The sequence below is a fragment of the Luteibacter rhizovicinus DSM 16549 genome, assembly GCF_001887595.1.
Classification (GTDB): domain Bacteria; phylum Pseudomonadota; class Gammaproteobacteria; order Xanthomonadales; family Rhodanobacteraceae; genus Luteibacter; species Luteibacter rhizovicinus.
On record NZ_CP017480.1, the window covers coordinates 3,494,942 to 3,513,161 of the forward strand.

Here is an 18,220-nt window from a genome sequence, read left to right on the forward strand (position 1 = left end):
CTTCCGTGACGGTAGATGCCGACGACGCACTGCTGACGACACTCGCGACCCTGGAGCGGGAGCTCCACGATCCCGCGGGGCGCCGTGACGTCGATCGGCTGCGTGCGCTGTTGCATCCCTCATTCCAGGAGATCGGCAGGTCGGGCTATCGCATCGACCTCGCCGATGTGCTCCGAGATCTTCCCACGGAGGGAGGGAACGGGACGATCGTTGCCGATGGCTTCCAGTTGCACCGGCCGATCGATGGCATGGCGATCCTGCTCTATCGTTCGGCGCATCGTTCGCCATCCGGTGTGGACTCGCGGCACACCTTGCGGTCGAGCACGTGGATCCGCGAAGGTGATGCTTGGCGGATGGTCTATCACCAGGGAACGCCGACCGAGCGCTTCGATATTGTATGAGTTTTCCAATTTCGTGTGACGGACGCCCTTGCTCTCTGCGGGGCGCATCGGTAAGTTCAGACGCTTAAACTCCGCGGAAGACACGATGAAGCGTCTGAGTCTGCTCTTGTCGACCTGCCTGTTGGCGGGCGTCGCCTTTCCTTCCTTCGCGGTGGATACGCCGCACTTCGCGGTGGGGCAGGGGCAGTTCCTGCTCGACGGCAAGCCTTATGTGATCCGCTCGGGTGAAATGCACTATCCGCGTATTCCCCGCGCGGACTGGCGCGATCGCCTGCGCAAGGCACGCGCGATGGGCCTCAATACCATCACCACGTACGCGTTCTGGAACGAGAGCGAGCCAGAGCCGGGCAAGTTCGATTTCAGCGGCGACCGAGACATCGCCGCCTTCGTGCGCACCGCGCAGGAAGAAGGCCTCAACGTCATCGTGCGCCCCGGCCCCTTCGTCTGCGCCGAGTGGGAGTTCGGGGGTATTCCGGCGTGGCTGCTGCGTACGCCCGGCCTGCGTATCCGCTCGTTCGACCCGCGCTTCCTGAAAGCCAGCGCGGCATGGTTCAAGCGGTTGAACCAGGAACTTGCGCCTCTGCTTAGCAGTCGCGGTGGTCCCATTCTCATGGTGCAGGTCGAGAACGAATACGGGTACGTCGGCAACGACCGGGATTACCTGGAAGCGATCCACCAGCAGATGGTCGATGCCGGCTTCGACGTCCCGATGTTCACCTCCAATGGACCTGGCCCGACGTGGATGCCGCGCGGCTCGTTGCCCGGCATGGTGTCGGTGATCAACTTCACCGGCGATGGCAAGCAGACCGAGCGTGCGTTTCGACGCTCGGCGCCGCTGATGGAAGGCATGCCGCGCATGGCCGGCGAGTACTGGACGGGCTGGTACGACCGCTGGGGCCTGGCACACAAGACGCGCGACGTCGGCGACGTGAGCAGTGCGGTGTCGTGGATGATGGATCACGACATCTCGTTCAACCTGTACATGGTCGATGGCGGGACGAACTTTGGCTGGATGAACGGCGCGAATAACGACGACGCGCATTACCTCCCGGTCACGACCAGCTACGACTACGACTCGCCGATCGACGAGGCCGGCCGACTGACGCCGAAATTCGACGCGCTGCGCAAGGTGATCGCCGCACACTTGCCGAAGGGAGAGACCCTGCCCAAGGTCCCCGCCTCGTCACCGACAGTGGCGATCCCGCGCTTCACGCTGGACACGTCGGTCAGCCTGCTCGATGCGTTGCCTGGGCTGTCCAGGCCGCAGACGTCCGTCACGCCGCACGGCATGGAGACCTTCGGCCAGAACTACGGGCTGATCCTCTATCGCAAGTCACTGGATACCGATGCCAAGGGCTCCCTCGATGTGAGCGACGTACGTGACTACGCCACCGTGCTCGCCGACGGCAAGCCGCTGGGTACGCTGGATCGTCGCCAGGACCAGCACGCCATGCCGGTGGACCTGAAGGCCGGCAGCACCCTCGACCTCGTCGTCGAGAACATGGGCCGGATCAATATCGGCCCCGGCATGGAAGACGACGACAAGGGCATCACCTATTCGGTGCAGGTGGCCGGCGAGGACCTGCTCAACTGGTCGGTCTACCCCTTGCCGCTGGACGACCTGTCGAGCCTGCACTTCGCTCCCGGCGCAAGCACGGGCCAGGGTCCGGCGTTCTGGCACGGCAGCTTCACTCTGGCAAAGCCGGACGGTACCTTCCTCGACATGCGCGGCTGGAACAAGGGCAACGTCTGGGTCAACGGCCATCACCTGGGGCGCTTCTGGCACATCGGGCCGCAGCAGAGTCTGTACGTGCCGGCCTCGTGGCTTAAGAAGGGGCGCAACGATATCGTCGTGCTCAAGATGCAGGCGGGCGGATCGCATACCATCGCCGGCCTCAAGGATCCGGTGTTCGATACGCCGGCGAAGTGACCCGCCGGCACGTCGGTTCGATCAGGCCATCCGAGTCCCATTGGGCACGGGCCGCTCCACGGTCGTGATCACCACACCCTCATCGGTGTGGAAGCCGGTGAGCAAAAACTGCGAGCGAACGGGGCCGATCTGTTTCTCCGGAAAATTGATCACGCCGACGATCTGCCGACCGACGAGGTCGCCGGGCTGATACACGCCGGTGACCTGCGCGCTGGTCTTACGCTCGCCATGCGGGCCGAAGTCCACCCAGATCAGGTAGGCGGGGCGTTTCGCTTCGGGAAACACTTCGGCACGGGTGACGGTACCCGCCACCAGCATCACTTTCTCGAAATCGGCCCAGGTGATCGGTTCACTCATCGTCAGGCTCGTCCTTGCGGTTACATGGTGAGGATGATCTTACCGACACTGGACGAGGACTCCATGCGTCGGTGTGCCTGCACAGCGTCGGCGAGGACGAACTGACTGTCGATCACCGGCACGAGCGTGCCATCGTCGAAGGCGTGCAGCCAACGATCGCGAAAGCGTTGCGTCATGGCTTGCTTGACACGCTGCGGACGCGACTTCATCACCGTGCCGATGATCTGCAGATGGCGATAGAGCAAACGGTCCAACGGCAGCGTCGCGCCTTTGGCGCCGCCGAGCAGGCCGACCTCGATGAGACGCCCCCCATAGCCGAGCGATGCGAGGTTGCGTTCGAAATAGGGTGCGCCGATGAAATCCACGATCACGTCGACGCCCTTTCCGTCGGTCTCGCGCTCGATCACCCTGGCGAAATCATCGGCTTTGTAATCGATCGCGACATCCGCGCCGAACTCGCGAAGACGATCGAGCTTCGCGGCACCCGCGGTAGCGAAAACCCGTGCGCCCGCCGCATGAGCGAGTTGCACGGCGGCGGACCCCACGCCGCCGGCGGCGGCATGGATGAGGATGCTTTCGCCCGCGTCGAGACGGCCGAGGTGGAGGGCGGCTTCATGGGCGGTGACGAAGACTTCGGGGATGCCAGCGGCACGCACATAATCCATGCCCTGCGGGATCGGCATCGCCATGCGGTAGTCGATGCGGGCCTGTTCGGCATAGCCACCGCCGCCGACGATCCCCATCACGCGGTCGCCGACGGCAAAACCTTGTACGTCCTTGCCCACGGCGATCACCTCGCCGGCGATCTCCAGGCCCATGATGGCGGAGTCGCCGAAGCTATCCCTGCCATAGCCACCCGTGCGCTGGATGATGTCGGCGCGATTCACGCCGGCGGCATGATTGCGGACGAGCAGGTCGCTGTCCCGGAGTTCGGGCTCGGGGACATCGTCGAGTCGCAGCACATCGGCGGGGCCGAAATCGTCGAAGACAACGGCCTTCACGAGTTTTCCTCGCCATGGGCGAGTACCGCCTGCCAGCGGCGCGGCACGAGGCCTTCCGGGCCTGGTGTCGGTTGCTCGCGGGGATGACTATGCGGCGCCTTGAGGGTCGGACCCTCGAACATGTCGTCGGTACGGTAGTCGTAGAACCAGTCTTCGCCGGGTTCGAAACTCTGGATCACCGGGTGACCGGTGGCATGCGCATGCTTGCTGGCGTGTTTGTGCAGCGAATCGTCGCAGCAGCCGATGTGACCACATTCGGCGCAACGGCGAAGGTGGAACCACCAGGTGCCGGCTGCCAGGCACTCGACGCAGCCGTCGCCACTGGGCTCGGCGTCCAGGTTGATACCGTCGTCTTGCTTGTTCATGGGCAACTCCGGAGGGGATGCCCGATCCTAACCGACAGCCGCGGCGGCCTGTCTAGATGTTCCGTACACCCTCTCGATGGCGCTCATAGAATGCGACCGGCACGATGGAGGGCGACCATCTGCATGCTGTCCACCGAGGCGGCGAGGAAGCGCAGGGCGATCCGCAACTCCATGCTGTTCGGGCAGCCTTGCTCGAGCAGCCCTTCGATCCGCTCGGCCGCGTCGGCCACGGGCAGATGCTCATGTTCGAGGGCGTGTCGCGCGACATGGTTCGCACGGAACTGCGCTTCGCAATAGTCGTGATGCAGCAAGGCCTGGAGCAGCCCGAGGGCCTCCAGCGAGATCTCCTGTGCTGCCATCAGGTTACGCATCTTCTAATGAAAGCGTCCGTATAGAGGCCCTGCAATCCGCCATCCGGCCTAAGTAGAATCGCGGTCACTCCCGAGGAAGGATCGCCATGGCCGTCGCCGCTACCGTACTCACCGTTTTGGTGATTCTGATCCACGTGTACATCGTGCTGCTCGAGATGGTCCTCTGGCGCACCCGTGGCCCCAGGGTCTTCGGCATCACGCCCCAATTCGCGCAAGATAGCGCGGCCCTGGCCTCCAACCAAGGGCTTTATAACGCTTTTCTGGTCGTCGCGCTGGTCCTCGGACTGGTCCTGCGCGAGCCCTTCGCCACCGCCTTCGTGTTTTACGGGCTGGGCTGTGTCGTGGTCGCCGGTCTTTGGGGCGCGCTCACGGCGAGCCGGCGGATCCTGTACGTGCAGGCTTTGCCCGCTGCCCTGGCGCTGGCAGCACAATGGCTTGCGCGCTGATATACCGCGTGCGGCGTATTTGACGGATTGCGCATTCGAGGGGCAAGGTGACTGTCGCCTTCCCTGAGGAGCTGCAAACGTGACCCTACGTGGATTCTCCCGACTGCCCCTGATCGCCACGATGGCCGTCCTCGCCGGATGCGCGGGACATCGCACCCTGCACGCGCCCGATCGCGCGGCCGACGCCGCCCGTGACGAGCAGGCGGCCAACCAGGCCTATGCGAGCGGAAATATTCCGCAGGCGGCGAGTCTCTACGAATCCGTGGTCGCGGCCGCGCCTGAGGACCCGGACGCATGGTTCCGCCTGGGCAATGCCCGCTTCCGCCTGCAGAAACTCGACGAGGCGGGGCAGGCCTACGAACGTGCGATCAAGCTCAGGCCCGACTACGCGCAGGCCCTATACAACCTCGGCGTCGTACGGCTGAAGCAGGCGCAGGCGGCCCTGGTCGCCAGCGCTCGCGCGAGCGAGCCCGGTGATGGCCTTCGCGGAGACAGCGGCCGGATCGTGCAACGCCTCGCCAGGGTGGGCGACGACGTCGGAGCAAGAAATAAAGGGAACGGGGGCGCACCGCCGTTTATCGTGGAACCCACCGACGAACGGTAGCGGGATATGACGGATTCGCGATTCAATCGAGACAAGGAATCGCACGGAAAAATCTACCTAGTGGTCTATGTTCAACGTGCAAATTCGGTAGTAGTTTGACTCCCAGGTTCCCCAAAGCCGATATCGAGGCTTTCATGAGTACTGAGCGGTCCGCGCCACGCGCGATCATTTTTGAAGACCATTCCGGCCTCGCCGCAGCGCTGACGGACCTGCTTGTCGGGCGACTGGGTTACGACGTGGTGGCGTGCGCGGGGTGTATCGAGGAAGCCATCCGCGTTGCGCATGTGGAACGCTGCGATGTCGCCGTCGTCGACCTGGATCTGCAGGGCGTCATGGCGTATCCCGCGTTGGACGAACTGATCCGCCGTGGCGTGCCCTACGTGCTCGCCACGGGGGCCATGCCGCTCGATATTCCTGTTCGCTATCTCGCACCTCTTGTGTGTAAACCCTACAGCGCACAACAGCTGGAGCAGGCCATCCGTGAGGCATGCTGCCACGCAGCCGTGCATGCGACCGCACCGGCCAGCATCACCGTGTCGGTTGTCGGCCGGGCCTGACTCAGGCCGCGGCCCCGCCGGCACGCACGCGCAGCGTGTTGGCGACGTCTTTCACGCCGATGGTTTCCACCACCGCGTCCTCGGCCAGGTGCTTCATGTAACGCTCTGGCACGTCGCCGCCCAGTGTGACGACACCCCCGGATACATCGACCTCGATATGCGAGGCATCGATCGCGTCATGTAGCGTCAGTCGTTCGCAAACGTCCTCGCGGATGCGCTCGTCGGAACGGACATAGCCCTGTGGCCCCGTCCCGCGGTGCCCGCCGGGATAGCCCGAAGCCGTCCAGCGGCGACTTTCGCCTGGCTGCGTCGAGGTGCCCTCGTCGCGGCCGAAATGGCGATGGCCCGGATGACGCCCCTCGTAGGCGTGGTGCCCGCCGAAGTCGCGATGGCCGGGATGATGCCCGGCGCCGGACTCGTGGCCCGCTTCGTACGGGCTGGACCCGAAGTCGCGCTGGTCGGGGAAGCGTCCCCGGTTGGCATACATGCTGCCGAACTCGTCGCCCGGCACGTTGCGTTCGTCAAAACGGCCCATGGTGCGGCTCCCGCGCGGTAAGAGTCCTCAGTGTTCGCTTTTTTCCATGCAGGGCGCGTGGACGCGACGTAGTTCCCTTGTGGCAGTCGGCGCTTTTGGCCACTATGGCCCACACATCGCCGGAAAGCGGCGATCCGCCAGACATCGTAACGGGGGTGAGATGTCGCGTATCAGTTTCGATGAGCCGTGGACCTTTGGCGGCCATCCCTGGCGCAGTCTCAAGGACACGTCCTTCGGCGTGATCGTTGCTGACGCGCAGGGCGACATCGTCCACCTCAACGAGCGTGCCGCGGAATTGCATGGCTGGGTCCGGCTGGCCGTGGGGCCGGAAGACTACAGCCGGATGTACAGCATCTTCACCGAAGAAGGCCGCCCGTACCCGTCCGAGGACCTGCCGCTCTCTCGTGCCGTCCGCAACGGGGAGACCAGCAAACACGCGCGCTGGGTGATTCGTCGCCCCGACGGCTCCCGGCAGACGATGCAGGGTTCGGCCTATCCCGTGGTCGACGCGGAAGGCGACCAGGTCGCTTCCGTCCTGGTCCACGACGCGATCAGCGGTCTGACACCGGGTTGATCGGCGGCGGGTTGATCAGTGGGCTGGCTCGTTGCGGCTGGCGGCGCCGCAGGCCTGGCGAAGCCATTCGTTGACCACGACCAGGTCCGTCGCGATGCCGGCGCAAAGGCGGCGCAGTTCCGCCGAGGGTTGCTGCAGGTCGGGCACCATGATCGTCGGCAGGCCGGCGGCCACGGCCGAACGGACCCCTGCCTGGGAGTCTTCCAGCGCGAGACAGCAATTGGCGGGCTTGTTGAGGATGCGCGCCGCGCGCACGTACGGATCCGGGTAGGGTTTGCAGCGTTCGCAGTCCCCCGCTGCCACGAGGGCGTCGAAGCGGTCGCGCAGACCGAATGCCTCCAGGTGGTGGATGGCCGTGCCATGCGACGACGAGGTCGCGATGGCACGGGGCAGGCCGAATTCGTCGAGGGTGTCGAGCAGGGCGGTGACCCCGGGTTTGAGCCGGAGGTCGGTGTCGAACATGGCGTGGTAACGCTCCGAGGCACCGGTCCACACGGCATCCAGGTCGATTTCGTCACCGACGTACTCCCGAAGCAGCATGCGGGCTGCATGCCCGTGCAGCCCAACCATGCGCTGGCATAGCGACAGGGGAATCTGGATGCCGAGGTCCGAGGCCGCGGCGAGCAGGGCGTCGCGGTACAGCGCTTCGGTGTCGAAGAGGACGCCATCGAGGTCGAAGACGATCGCCTGCGGTATCGCCGGAAAACGGACCATGCCAGCCCCCCTCGAAATCAGCGTTGCCGTGGTCGTATGCCCGGCTTCACGCCGAAAATAACGCGCTTTGTGGCAGTGCGCCATAGTCCGAATAGGTCGTTTCGGCAGCGGAATCGTTTGCGTTCGCAGGGCGCAGCGGCGACGCTTGCCGGATGTGCCAACCGGAAGCCCGTTACCCATGAGAAAACGCAGGATGCTCGCCCGCACCGTCGCGGGAGCCGTCGCCGGTGTTCTGTTGTTTTTCTCCGGTGCCTGGGGAGCGATCGCCCTGTTCTACCAGCTTCCCGGCGCTGTCCCGTTACGCGCCAGCGGTGCCGTCGTGTGGAGCGTCGTCTATCTGGGTCTGGTGATCGCGCTGTTCGGCTGGCGCGCGTGGTGGGCCCCGATCGCCCTGGCCGTCGCCCTGGTCCTGCTGATCGGCTGGTGGACCACCATCCGGCCACGTAACGACCGGCTCTGGTCGGACGATGTGGCCCAGTTGCTATCGGGCGAGGTCCACGGATCGCATGTCACCCTGCGCAACGTACGCGACTTCGACTGGCGCAGCGACGACGATTACGACGCGCGCTGGGAGACCCGCGACTACGATCTCGATCATCTTGTTTCGGCGGACGCGATTCTCTCCTACTGGTCGAGCGAAGCGATCGCGCACGCCATGCTGTCGTTTGGCTTCGACGATGGCCGCCACGTGGTCTTTTCGATGGAGATCCGCCGCGAAAAGGGTGAGGCCTTCTCGGAGGTTGGCGGGTTCTTCAAGCAGTTCGAACTGGTGCTGATCGCCGCCGACGAGCATGACATCGTGCGCGTGCGGACCAATGTGCGCGGCGAGGACGACTACATTTTCCCGTTACGCATGCCGAACGAAGCGATGCGCTCGCTTTTCCTGTCCTACGTCAAGGCAGCCAACGAACTGGTCGAGCGGCCGCGCTTCTACAATACGGTGACCTCGAACTGCACGACGATCGTTTACCGCATGGCGCGACGCATCGACGACGGTCTTCCGTTCGACATCCGCCTGCTTCTGACTGGCTACCTGCCGGGGTACCTCAGGGATAACGGCGCGCTGGATCGACGGTTCTCGGTGGACGAATGGCGCCGGCTCGGACGAATCACCGAGCGGGCGAGGGCGACGAAGCCGGGCGACGACTTCTCGGCGATCATCCGCGAGGGCGTGCCGCCGGCTCAGTCGCCGTCGTCGGGGGCTTCGACCTTGTAGCCCCGGGCCTTGAGCGCGGTCAGGTAGCCGTCGTCGCCGAGCAGGTCTTCGATCGGCACGATGGCGACGGCTTGCGTATCGTGGGCCATGGCGTTGTCGACCACACCGAGCCAGGTGTCTCGGACGGCCTTCGGTATGTCGGTCAGGCCGATGCGCTGCGCCACGCCGCCGTCGGTAACGGCATCGAGGCAGGCTGCGCGCTGTTTGGCCGTGCGGTCGTCGCGAAGTGCGCCGATATCGCCGGTGGCCCAGGCATTGCCGCGACGGGTCATGTCGGCCAGTTGCGCATCGATGTTTTCGACACTCAGGGTGAAGCACGAAAGGTCGTCCAGCGTCGAACGCTTGAACTCCTTTACCGCCTTGCGCGGATCGTCGACCAGCAAGGTGTACTGCACCGGTGTCTGCTTGACGTTGTACTTCGTGGCGATGGCGACCACGGTGCGGGTGATCACACCGGCCTTGCCGAGGCCACTCTTCTTGACGGCGTTCTTGTACAGCTCCACGACGGCGAAGATGGGGCGGTAGCGCTCCACGGAACGGTCGTCACCGATGTAACGGGCCTTCACGGTCAGCCAGCGCGCGTAGACGTCCGCAGGCAGGGTGTCCTTGAGGGTCGCCCCGTCGGGTGCATTGCGGACGCCAATCAGCGTCGGCAGCAGGGCGAGCTTGCCGAAGAAGCCGACGTTGGGTTTGATGTCCACCTTCGGCGGAAGGATCAACTCGCTGGCATGGGCGAGGGCATCGTCGACCTCGTCCGCCTTCCAGGTCATGTTCTGCGGGATGGGCGCCAGGCTGCCGAGGATCAGCAACGTGTGCCCACCCTTGGTGACCTTCCACAAGCCCGGTCCGGGCTGCACGCCGCTGACCGTCACGGCTTCGAGCGTCGGGACGCTGCTGGCAGGCGCCGGAACGGCGGCAGGCGGGGGAGTCGTCCGGGTCTGCGCGCCGGCCGCGCTGGCCAGACCGACGAAGAGGGGCAGGGCAAGGAAGAAGCGGGGCGTCGTCATCGGCGAAGTCTAGACGAACACGCCCACCGATCGCCTGCCATCGGTGATGCCCGCTGGCCTCGCGTTCACGTGTACAGCGCCTTTCATGGTGAGTCCGGCGTGAAGGAAATAGTGCGTGATCCTTCCATTGTGGGTGCATTCGCGAACGGATAATCTTTGCCATCCGCCGCGTCCGCTGTAACAAACAGGGTTACCCACCGATTCATGGCACTGGTGATCTACGACATTCCGTTCAGCCCCGACCTGGCAGGGCTATGGCACGTGCAGATGAATGGCGTGCCCATGGAAAATTTCGAAACGCGCGTGGGCGCTATCGCGTACGCCGTGCAGCAGTCCAAGCTGCTGGGCGTCCACAGCGGCCTGCAGGTGCTGGTCTCGGTCGAAGGCGCGGACGGTATCTGGCGCGAATTCGAGTCCAACGCCAAGCGTCCGGTGAGTGGCCTGCAATAGCGCTGCACGTCACCTTGATGCGCGATGCATAGGATGGGGGGCAGAAAAGGAGGAACACCCCACTCATGACGCATCGAAAAATCGGTTTCTTCGACGTGGAAGGTTCGTGCTATGTTGCCAAACCCGGGCGCTGGCGCGGCAAATACGTCATCAGCGAGGATGGCGACGAGATCGCCGAGAAGCTGTGCACCACCTTGCACGAAAATGAAGAGGACGCTTGTGCCGAAGGCCTGACCCTGGGCATCGCGGCGGCGCGCAAGCTGATGAAGGATCGCGAGGGCTTCGATCCGGGCGACGAGTAGGCGGTTAGAATGCGGGGATGACCGATCCCAACGACGCCTTCCGCGCCGACCTCGCAAAACTCGCCACGGCCATCATGCCCTTCGGCAAGTTCAAGGGCAGGGCCATAGCCGACCTTCCAGGAAACTACCTCGCGTGGTTTGCACGGGAAGGCTTCCCGCCGGGAGAGCTTGGCCGCCTCCTTGCGATCATGCTCGAACTGGATCACAACGGCCTGCGCCGCTTGCTCGACCCCCTGCGCAAGGCCTCGAGCTCCCGTTGATCGTCCGCATGGCACGTGCATAGCGCGTGCCAGAACAGGCCCTTTTCAGGGTGTGCAAGTTATTCCGAATGGCCGATGGTGCACGACGTTTACACGGCGTAAGTTTTCCTTGCGTCCCTGTGAATCTCTCGTTGCGTTCTCATTCGCAGGGTCGCCAGGTCCCAGCCAAACTCCCCTAAGGCCCGGAGACTCACAATGAAAACGACAAAAAACATGGCGCCTCGGCGCCACGGCCTCGCTTTGGCCATCGCCGCCGCTCTTGCCTGTGCCTGTGCCCAAGTGTCGGCCCAGACGCCACCTGCGCCGGCCGCCGCGCCGGCGCCCTCGGCCTCGCCCGCACAAACACCGCCGCCGGACGACCAGGCGAAAAAGACCACTGAGTTGACCGCCATCACGGTCACCGGTTCGGCCCTGCCTCGCATCGACGTGGAAACGCCGTCGCCGGTGACCACCATCACGGCCGAACAGATTCAGAAAAGCGGCCTGACCACGGTGTCCGACGTCGTACGCTCCATTTCAGCCGACAACAGCGGTTCCATCCCGGCCTCGTTTACCGCCGGCTTTGCGGTCGGTTCGACGGGCGTGGCCTTGCGTGGCCTGACCGTGAACTCGACGCTTGTCCTTATCGACGGCCGGCGTGCGGCTAACTACCCGGTGACCGACGACGGCCAGCGTTCCTTTGTCGATCTCAACACCATTCCGTCGAACGCGATCGACCGCATCGAAGTACTGAAGGACGGTGCGTCGTCGCTGTATGGCGCTGACGCCATCGCCGGCGTGGTCAACATCATTCTCAAGCCCAGCTTCAAGGGGGCGGAGTTCACCGCCGATGTCGGTACGTCGGAGCATGGCGGAGGGACCACGAAGCGCGGGACAGTGTTGTTCGGTGGTGGCGATCTGAGGAAGGACGGCTGGAATGCCTACTTCAGTGCCGAATACCAGAAAGACAACAGCATCATGACCCGCGATAGGGGCTATCCGTACAACACGGCCGACCTGCGTCGCAGCGGCGGCAACAACCTCATCGGTGGCCAGCCCTCGCAGAATTCCGGTTCGATCTACGGCACGGTGACGCCGGGTACCCTGTCTCGGCCAGGCGATGTCACCTCCGGGGTGGCCGACCCGGGCGGTCTCGCGCAACCGCTGCAATCGTGCGGTTCGCTCGGTACCCTGATCACCGACGATCCGGCCAATCCGGGCAGTTACTGCGCGCAGAATCGCGCCCTTTACACCGCGATCCAGCCCACGACGGAGCGGGGCGGGTTGTATGGCCGTTTCACCATCAAGCTGTCCGATACGACGCAGGCCTATATCGCCGGCAGCTATTACGAGGTCAAGACCTCGTTCCCGGGTACTCCGGCGCAGATCCAGGCGAGCACGCCGAACAACACCAATGCGATCGCCTTGCCGGCGACGCTGCCGGACGGTTCCCTCAATCCGAACAACCCGTTCGCGGCCCAGGGTAGTGCGGCACTGATCAATTACTCGTTCCCCAGTGCCCTGGCCAGTGGCCAGACGGACAACCACAACCTCCGCCTGGTCGGCGGTCTCACCGGACAGTGGGGTGAGTGGAGCTACGACACGGCCCTGGTGCTCAACCACGATTCGCTGGATACGCGCCTGGATGGTCTGCTCAACTACGGGCAGCTGATCTCCGCGATCACCAATGGCACGTATAACTTCGTCAATCCGTCGGCGAACTCGCGTGAGCTGCTCGATGCACTCTCGCCCACGTTGCGGAAAACGTCGACCAGCGACCTGCAATCGATCGACTTCCATGTGACGCGTCCGCTGATGGATCTGGGCGGGGGCTCGCTCGGTCTGGCCACCGGCGTCGACGTGCGCCACGAGCAACAGAACGATCCGGATCTCAATGCGAACCTGCAGGCGCAGGGGCTGGGTGTCGCGCGGACGAGCGGCCAGCGCACGGTAGGCGGTATCTACGTCGAGCTGGATGCACCCTTTACCGAGTCCTTCGAAGTGGATGCCTCCAGCCGCTTCGACCATTACTCGGACTTCGGCAACAACTTCTCGCCGAAGATCGGCTTCAAGTGGAAACCGTTCGAGCAACTGGCCGTGCGCGGCACGTTCTCGAAGGGTTACCGTGCGCCGGGCTTCTCCGAGAGCGGGAACAGCCAGAGCGAAGGCTTCGCGACGTTCACGCCGCCAGAAGATTTTCAGAATGCGCATAACAACAGCGGCTACGTGCAGCCGTATCCACTGGCCTTCCTGACCACGTCCAATCCGAAGATCCAGCCGGAACGCTCGAAGAGCTACACCCTCGGCCTGCTGTTCCAGCCGACGCAGGACCTCAGCGCGTCGCTGGACTTTTACCGGATCAAGAAGACCGGGGTGATCGCGCAGCAGGATCCCAACGCCGTCCTCGACGCCTACTTTGCCGGTGAACCCCTGCCAGCCGGCTCGGCGATCATCGCGGACGGTCCCGACCCGGCGGCACCCGGCGCACTGCCGCGGCCGCTGGTCGTGGCGGCGCCGTGGGTGAACCAGAACTCCCTGAAAACCCAGGGCATCGATCTCGATCTCAAGGCGGGCTACAGCTTCAACGAGAACACGCGCTTCACCAGCGAGATCAACCTGACCAAGATCATCAGCTGGAAGCTGACCCTCGAAGACGGCACCACGCTCGATTTCGTCGGCACGCATGGTCCGTATGGCGTGTCGTCGGGTGCGGGTACGCCGCGTTATCGCGGCTCGTGGGCGAACAGCATCACGTTCGGCAAGGCGACGATCACCGGCACGCTGTACTACACCAGCGGCCTGAAGCTGACCGCGCCCGACGTGACGGACGGCTGCTTCTCGACCAATACGGATACGGGCGAAAACTTCCCGGCGAATTGCCGGATGGCCTCGTTCACCGACTTCGACCTGACCGGCCGCTACGACCTTACGGACAAGATAGCGATCACGGGTTCGGTCATGAACGCGTTCGACAAGAAGGCGCCGTTCGACCCGTTGAACTACGCGGCACTGAACTACAACCCGACCTATGCGCAGAATGGCGTCGTCGGGCGGTTCTTTACGGTCGGTGTTCGGGTGAAGCTGTAACGATCAGCCGCGCAGGGATGCTTCCTGAAGCACATCCACGCCATCCGCACGGATGGCGATGGATCCCTCGCTTCGCAACCTCGCCAGCATACGGGTCACCGTGGCCGCACTCATGCCAAGGTACGAACCGATATCGTCGCGCGACATCGGCAGCGGGATGAAGCCGCTGCCGATACCTTCCACGCGGCGACGGCGATCGAGTAGCTCGAGCAGGAACGACTTCACGCGCTCGGCGGCGGAACCGTCGGTGGCGCGGCGGGTGAATGCGCGCTCGCGCCGGCGCAGGGCGCGTAGATGGGCGGCGATCGCTTCACTGTGTTCGCACAGTGCGTCGGTGGCGGTGCGGGGAAATCGGCAGAACCATGTTTTGCCGACGGCCACTACCGACGCGCTGTGCGTCTGGGTACGGGGTACGTCGAGGGCGAAGAGTTCGCCGGGCAGGTGAAAGGCGAGCACGCGTCCGTCGCCGACGGTCTTTGCCAGGCCACTGAGCACGGCGAAGGCGGCACGGTGAGGTGCATCGGGCTGGACCAGCCGATCGCCTTCGGAGAAAGGACCGACGCGCTCGACCACCTGGCGCATGTCGAGCAGGGTGGGATCACCCCCCTGGGTGGCTTCGCAGACGGCGGCGTGGCGGCAGGACGCATTGCAGCAGATGGACGGCCGACGCGCGGCGGTGAACTGGCTGGCAAGGGCTGATGCAGTCGACACGGGTAACCTCCGGCACTCAGGGAGCGCAGCTGTATTTTAGGCCGCGTCATGGGGGGCGGTGGGTAAGGTCATCCCGCTGCGCCGTTTTGCCGCAGATGCCCCACCCATTGACCTTGCCGTGGTTTTGCCTTAGTAAGAGCGACGGGGGAACACCAAAAGGGGGCCGTCAAGGCCATGGCACGTCGAGTCACGCAAGTCAGCACACCCGTCGTCGAAGACACCGATAGCAACGCCGCACCCTGGCCCGATGGCTTCATGCCCGGCACGGTGGCGCCGTTCGTCATGCGTTATGGCGTCGATTTCCTGGTTGCCATGCAGCGCGCCGCTTCGTCGCATGACGCCGCGGTGGTCTCGTCGGGTGAAGTCGAGCCCGCCTGACGATCGGCACCGCGCGAACGCGCATGCTACGCGCGGGTCGCGCCGAGCAGGTCGGCCACGGCATCGATGAGGGCATGGACGGAGAACGGCTTGCTCAGCATGGCGGTTCCTTCCGGCAACGTCGGCGAATCCGCGAACGCGTCCCAGGCGTAGCCGGTGACGAAAAGGACGGGAAGGGTCCGCAAGCTTTCGCGAACGGCTAGCGCGAGCTGGTGGCCGTCCATGCCGGGCAGGCCGATATCGGTCACCAGGAGGTCGGGCGGTGGCCCGGCGTCGATCAGGCGAAGCGCTTCCTGACCGTCGGCGCAATCGCGCACCTGGTAGCCGGCTTCTTCGAGCACTTCCCGCGCAATCGCGCGCAGCATCTCTTCGTCTTCGACCAGCAGCACGCGCTGGCCTCGGCCGCGCACCATGGCGGCGTCCACATGGGCGTGGGTGGCGGCGTTCTCGCCGACATGGCGCGGCAACCAGAGGCTCACGGTACTGCCGCGACCCGGTGTCGATTCGATGATGGCGCGCCCGCCGGTCTGTCGTGCGAAGCCGTCCACCATCGACAGTCCGAGCCCCGTACCCTGGCCGATCGCCTTGGTCGTAAAGAACGGATCGAAGGCTTTCTCGACCACGCTCGACGACATGCCGGTGCCCGTATCGGTGACCGCGATCACGACGTAATCGCGGCGCCCCCTGCCGATGTCGGTATCGGAAACGTTGCGCGTCTGGATGGTCAGTCGCCCGCCTGTCGGCATCGCGTCTCGTGCGTTGATCGCAAGATTGAGCACGGCGCTCTCGAGCTGGCTGGCGTCGGACAGGGTGCGCCACAGGCCTTCGTGCATGCGCAAGTCGAGCGTCACCTGTTCGCCTATGAGCGGGCGCAGCAGGAGGTTGAGCTCCCTGACGAGGCCATTGGCGTCCACGTCAGACAGTGACAGGGCTTGCTGCCGGGCGTAGGCGAGCAGTCGGTGGGTCAGGCCAGCGGCGCGTTTCACCGCGCCGCTGGCAGCGTCGAGGAGGCGTCGGGTGCCGTCGGTGCGGCCGCTGTCCAGCCGTTCGGCGACGACCTCGATCGCGCCGCCGATCCCGCCCAGGATGTTGTTGAAATCGTGCGCGATGCCGCCGGTGAGGCGACCGAGCGCCTCCAGCTTCTGCGCATGCCGTTGTTGCTCATCGATGTCCCGCCGGCGCTGGGTGTCGCGGCCCATGCCGTAGACCACGTCGCGGTCCGGGACGCAGGTCCATGCGAACCATCGGTAGTTGCCATCTTTCGCGCGCAGGCGTAACTCGAGGTCTTCGACGACTTCGCCATCGACCATCTGGCTGACGGCATCGCGTGCGCGGTCCAGGTCGTCGGGGTGGACCAGTTGCTCGAAGTCGAGGCCCACCAGTTCGGAGTCTTCGTAACCCAGCTCGCTTTGCCAGGCGGGATTGGTGTCGCGGTAACGGCCGTCGCGACCGAGCACGACGTACAGGTCGCGCGAGATCGCCCATATCTTTTCGCGGCCGCCGGTCATCGCCGACTCAGGGCTTGAAGGCGTCGACGCGGCCCGCCACCTGGCGACCGCGTTGCCACACCGCATCGATCGTCGTGGTCGCTTCGATGTTGGAGGAGGGGTCTTTGTCGAGCACGATGAAGTCGGCTCGCTTGCCGTTGGCGAGCACGCCACGGTCGTCCAGGCCGAGCAGTTGCGCGGCGCTCTGTGTCGCGATGTGGATAGCCTGCAGCGGGGTCAGGCCGGCATCGACCATGAGTGCCAGTTCGCGATGCTCGGCAAAGCCGGGAATGCGCAAGGGCATGGCCCCGGCGTCCGTACCAAAACCTATGTTCGCCCCGGCATCGTGGAGGGTCTTGAGGTTCTTCAGGTTTACCTGCAACGCCTCTTCGTTGACCGGCGTCGAGCCATCGTTGTTCACCTTGTCGCGCCAGGCACCGTCGGCGAACTGACGGGCGAGATCGGGCTGCACCGCATGCTGAAAGAACGGCTGGTCCATCCACCCGGGATGACGTGCATAGACGAACGCGGCTTCGTTGAGGTCGAGCGTGGCGATGTACCAGGTGCCGTGCTGTTTCATCGCGTCGATGAAGCCCTGGTCCACAAGCTTGTCGCGAACGCCGTGGGCGAGGATGTCCACCCCCGCATCGACCAACTGGCGCGCATCGTCCAGGTAGTAGACGTGCGCGGCCACGCGGAGGTGCTTCGCATGGGCTTCGTCGATCACGGCGTGCCAGATCTCCGGCTTCATCTTGACGGGCAGGCTGCCGTTGAAATCGTCCAGCCAGATCTTGACGAGGTCCGTCCCACGCGCTGCGGCCGCGTCCACATCGGCACGGGCTTCTTCCGCCGTGGTGGGCCGATCGAGCTGGCTCGGTCCTGCCTGCATCATCTTGGCCGGCGGTGCGCCGTTGGGTACGCCGATCCCGCGGTCGGCACCGAACAGATCGGCCCCGTCTGCTTTGCCGGCATGGAGGTCGGCACGCAGGGGATAGAAGACGTCGGGATTGTTCACGCCGAGCGAGGTCACGGTAGTGACACCGTAGGCCCGCCACTGGCGTAACTGGCGCAAGCTGTTGTCGCGCGTGTAGAGCGCGGGAAGACCGCTCTTGGTGCCATCCACCGATCCGATGTGCCCGTGGTCGGACACCAGCCCGGGAATGATGGTTTTGCCTGTGTAGTCGATGACCTGCGTGCCTGCCGGCATCTTGGCGCGCAGCCCTGGCCCCATGAGTGAAATGTGGTCGCCGTCGATCACCATGGTGACGTCCTCGCGCGGCGGGGCGCCTGTGCCGTCGATGACGCGTGCCCCGCGTATCACGACGGCGGCGTTGGCGTAGCCGGTGGCTCCGGCCAGGGCAAGAGCGAGCAGGGTGGGGCGGAGCAGGGTCATGGGACGTCCTTCCTGATGGTGGCCCGTCACGAATAATGCACGAGTTGCGAAGGCCGCGTCGTTGCGAAATCCGTCGTAGCGCGGTTGTCACATGC

Annotated in this window: 22 protein-coding genes; 12 read left to right on the forward strand and 10 right to left on the reverse strand. The window is 64.7% G+C overall.

What is annotated here, in order from left to right:
- Positions 1 to 5: 5 nt before the first annotated feature.
- The gene (locus BJI69_RS15950) at positions 6 to 401 is read left to right on the forward strand and encodes a nuclear transport factor 2 family protein (protein ID WP_046966746.1); all 396 of its coding nucleotides are present in this window, start codon (positions 6 to 8) and stop codon (positions 399 to 401) included.
- A gap of 85 nt (positions 402 to 486) precedes the next feature.
- Positions 487 to 2,331 carry a glycoside hydrolase family 35 protein gene (locus BJI69_RS15955; protein WP_046966747.1) on the forward strand — a complete coding sequence of 615 codons (1,845 nt, stop codon included), beginning with the start codon at positions 487 to 489 and terminating at the stop codon, positions 2,329 to 2,331.
- Between the two features lie 21 nt (positions 2,332 to 2,352).
- Here the strand turns inward: BJI69_RS15955 and BJI69_RS15960 are convergent, their stop codons facing one another.
- From BJI69_RS15960 to BJI69_RS15975, 4 genes are all read right to left on the reverse strand, one after another.
- On the reverse strand, positions 2,353 to 2,688 hold the full coding sequence (locus BJI69_RS15960) for a tRNA-binding protein (protein ID WP_046966748.1): 336 nt from the start codon (positions 2,686 to 2,688) through the stop codon (positions 2,353 to 2,355).
- 20 nt (positions 2,689 to 2,708) lie between these two features.
- Positions 2,709 to 3,689 carry an NAD(P)H-quinone oxidoreductase gene (locus BJI69_RS15965; protein WP_046966749.1) on the reverse strand — a complete coding sequence of 327 codons (981 nt, stop codon included), beginning with the start codon at positions 3,687 to 3,689 and terminating at the stop codon, positions 2,709 to 2,711.
- Positions 3,686 to 4,054, reverse strand: coding sequence for a UBP-type zinc finger domain-containing protein (locus tag BJI69_RS15970; RefSeq protein ID WP_046966750.1), 369 nt, complete (start codon positions 4,052 to 4,054; stop codon positions 3,686 to 3,688). Before BJI69_RS15970 ends, BJI69_RS15965 begins: the two co-directional genes overlap by 4 nt.
- A gap of 83 nt (positions 4,055 to 4,137) precedes the next feature.
- Complete coding sequence (locus tag BJI69_RS15975; RefSeq protein WP_125903083.1) at positions 4,138 to 4,413, reverse strand: hypothetical protein; 276 nt, start codon at positions 4,411 to 4,413, stop codon at positions 4,138 to 4,140.
- Between the two features lie 98 nt (positions 4,414 to 4,511).
- Here BJI69_RS15975 and BJI69_RS15980 point away from each other — a divergent pair, with 98 nt between their 5' ends.
- The 3 genes from BJI69_RS15980 (at position 4,512) to BJI69_RS15990 (ending at position 6,032) form a co-directional block, all read left to right on the forward strand.
- A complete protein-coding gene (locus tag BJI69_RS15980; RefSeq protein WP_046966752.1) occupies positions 4,512 to 4,871 on the forward strand; it encodes a DUF1304 domain-containing protein in 360 nt (119 codons plus the stop codon).
- A 79-nt stretch (positions 4,872 to 4,950) separates the two neighbouring features.
- Complete coding sequence (locus BJI69_RS15985; protein WP_052767074.1) at positions 4,951 to 5,475, forward strand: tetratricopeptide repeat protein; 525 nt, start codon at positions 4,951 to 4,953, stop codon at positions 5,473 to 5,475.
- A gap of 134 nt (positions 5,476 to 5,609) precedes the next feature.
- Positions 5,610 to 6,032 carry a response regulator gene (locus BJI69_RS15990; RefSeq protein ID WP_046966753.1) on the forward strand — a complete coding sequence of 141 codons (423 nt, stop codon included), beginning with the start codon at positions 5,610 to 5,612 and terminating at the stop codon, positions 6,030 to 6,032.
- A 1-nt stretch (position 6,033) separates the two neighbouring features.
- Here the strand turns inward: BJI69_RS15990 and BJI69_RS15995 are convergent, their stop codons facing one another.
- Positions 6,034 to 6,567 carry a BON domain-containing protein gene (locus BJI69_RS15995; protein WP_052767075.1) on the reverse strand — a complete coding sequence of 178 codons (534 nt, stop codon included), beginning with the start codon at positions 6,565 to 6,567 and terminating at the stop codon, positions 6,034 to 6,036.
- A gap of 160 nt (positions 6,568 to 6,727) precedes the next feature.
- On the opposite strand from BJI69_RS15995, the gene BJI69_RS16000 reads away from it, so the two are divergent.
- Entirely contained in the window at positions 6,728 to 7,141 is a 414-nt protein-coding gene (locus BJI69_RS16000; protein WP_046966754.1) for a PAS domain S-box protein, read from the forward strand.
- A 15-nt stretch (positions 7,142 to 7,156) separates the two neighbouring features.
- Here BJI69_RS16000 and BJI69_RS16005 read toward each other — a convergent pair whose 3' ends face one another.
- Positions 7,157 to 7,855: an HAD family hydrolase gene (locus BJI69_RS16005; protein WP_046966755.1), complete on the reverse strand. Its 699-nt coding sequence runs from the start codon at positions 7,853 to 7,855 to the stop codon at positions 7,157 to 7,159.
- Between the two features lie 178 nt (positions 7,856 to 8,033).
- Between BJI69_RS16005 and BJI69_RS16010 the strand changes: the two genes are divergently transcribed.
- Positions 8,034 to 9,071 carry an Lnb N-terminal periplasmic domain-containing protein gene (locus BJI69_RS16010; RefSeq protein WP_425476862.1) on the forward strand — a complete coding sequence of 346 codons (1,038 nt, stop codon included), beginning with the start codon at positions 8,034 to 8,036 and terminating at the stop codon, positions 9,069 to 9,071.
- On the opposite strand, the gene BJI69_RS16015 is transcribed toward BJI69_RS16010, so the two are convergent.
- Complete coding sequence (locus tag BJI69_RS16015) at positions 9,038 to 10,078, reverse strand: TraB/GumN family protein (RefSeq protein WP_078023237.1); 1,041 nt, start codon at positions 10,076 to 10,078, stop codon at positions 9,038 to 9,040. The two genes, BJI69_RS16010 and BJI69_RS16015, sit on opposite strands and share 34 nt — an antisense overlap.
- A gap of 204 nt (positions 10,079 to 10,282) precedes the next feature.
- Here BJI69_RS16015 and BJI69_RS16020 point away from each other — a divergent pair, with 204 nt between their 5' ends.
- The 4 genes from BJI69_RS16020 (at position 10,283) to BJI69_RS16035 (ending at position 14,156) form a co-directional block, all read left to right on the forward strand.
- Positions 10,283 to 10,528, forward strand: a complete 246-nt coding sequence (locus tag BJI69_RS16020) for a hypothetical protein (RefSeq protein WP_046966757.1) — start codon at positions 10,283 to 10,285, stop codon at positions 10,526 to 10,528.
- Between the two features lie 65 nt (positions 10,529 to 10,593).
- Positions 10,594 to 10,830 carry a hypothetical protein gene (locus tag BJI69_RS16025; RefSeq protein WP_046966758.1) on the forward strand — a complete coding sequence of 79 codons (237 nt, stop codon included), beginning with the start codon at positions 10,594 to 10,596 and terminating at the stop codon, positions 10,828 to 10,830.
- A gap of 17 nt (positions 10,831 to 10,847) precedes the next feature.
- Positions 10,848 to 11,090: a DUF3820 family protein gene (locus tag BJI69_RS16030; protein WP_046966759.1), complete on the forward strand. Its 243-nt coding sequence runs from the start codon at positions 10,848 to 10,850 to the stop codon at positions 11,088 to 11,090.
- 195 nt (positions 11,091 to 11,285) lie between these two features.
- Positions 11,286 to 14,156 (forward strand): TonB-dependent receptor plug domain-containing protein, encoded by a 2,871-nt coding sequence (locus BJI69_RS16035; RefSeq protein ID WP_125903085.1) that lies wholly within the window; start codon positions 11,286 to 11,288, stop codon positions 14,154 to 14,156.
- A 3-nt stretch (positions 14,157 to 14,159) separates the two neighbouring features.
- On the opposite strand, the gene BJI69_RS16040 is transcribed toward BJI69_RS16035, so the two are convergent.
- Entirely contained in the window at positions 14,160 to 14,867 is a 708-nt protein-coding gene (locus tag BJI69_RS16040) for a Crp/Fnr family transcriptional regulator (RefSeq protein ID WP_046966760.1), read from the reverse strand.
- A gap of 174 nt (positions 14,868 to 15,041) precedes the next feature.
- Here BJI69_RS16040 and BJI69_RS16045 point away from each other — a divergent pair, with 174 nt between their 5' ends.
- Positions 15,042 to 15,245 carry a hypothetical protein gene (locus tag BJI69_RS16045; RefSeq protein WP_046966761.1) on the forward strand — a complete coding sequence of 68 codons (204 nt, stop codon included), beginning with the start codon at positions 15,042 to 15,044 and terminating at the stop codon, positions 15,243 to 15,245.
- 26 nt (positions 15,246 to 15,271) lie between these two features.
- On the opposite strand, the gene BJI69_RS16050 is transcribed toward BJI69_RS16045, so the two are convergent.
- A complete protein-coding gene (locus BJI69_RS16050) occupies positions 15,272 to 16,753 on the reverse strand; it encodes an ATP-binding protein (RefSeq protein ID WP_052767078.1) in 1,482 nt (493 codons plus the stop codon).
- Positions 16,754 to 16,760: 7 nt separating this feature from the next.
- Positions 16,761 to 18,125: an amidohydrolase family protein gene (locus tag BJI69_RS16055; RefSeq protein ID WP_052767079.1), complete on the reverse strand. Its 1,365-nt coding sequence runs from the start codon at positions 18,123 to 18,125 to the stop codon at positions 16,761 to 16,763.
- Positions 18,126 to 18,220: the final 95 nt, after the last annotated feature.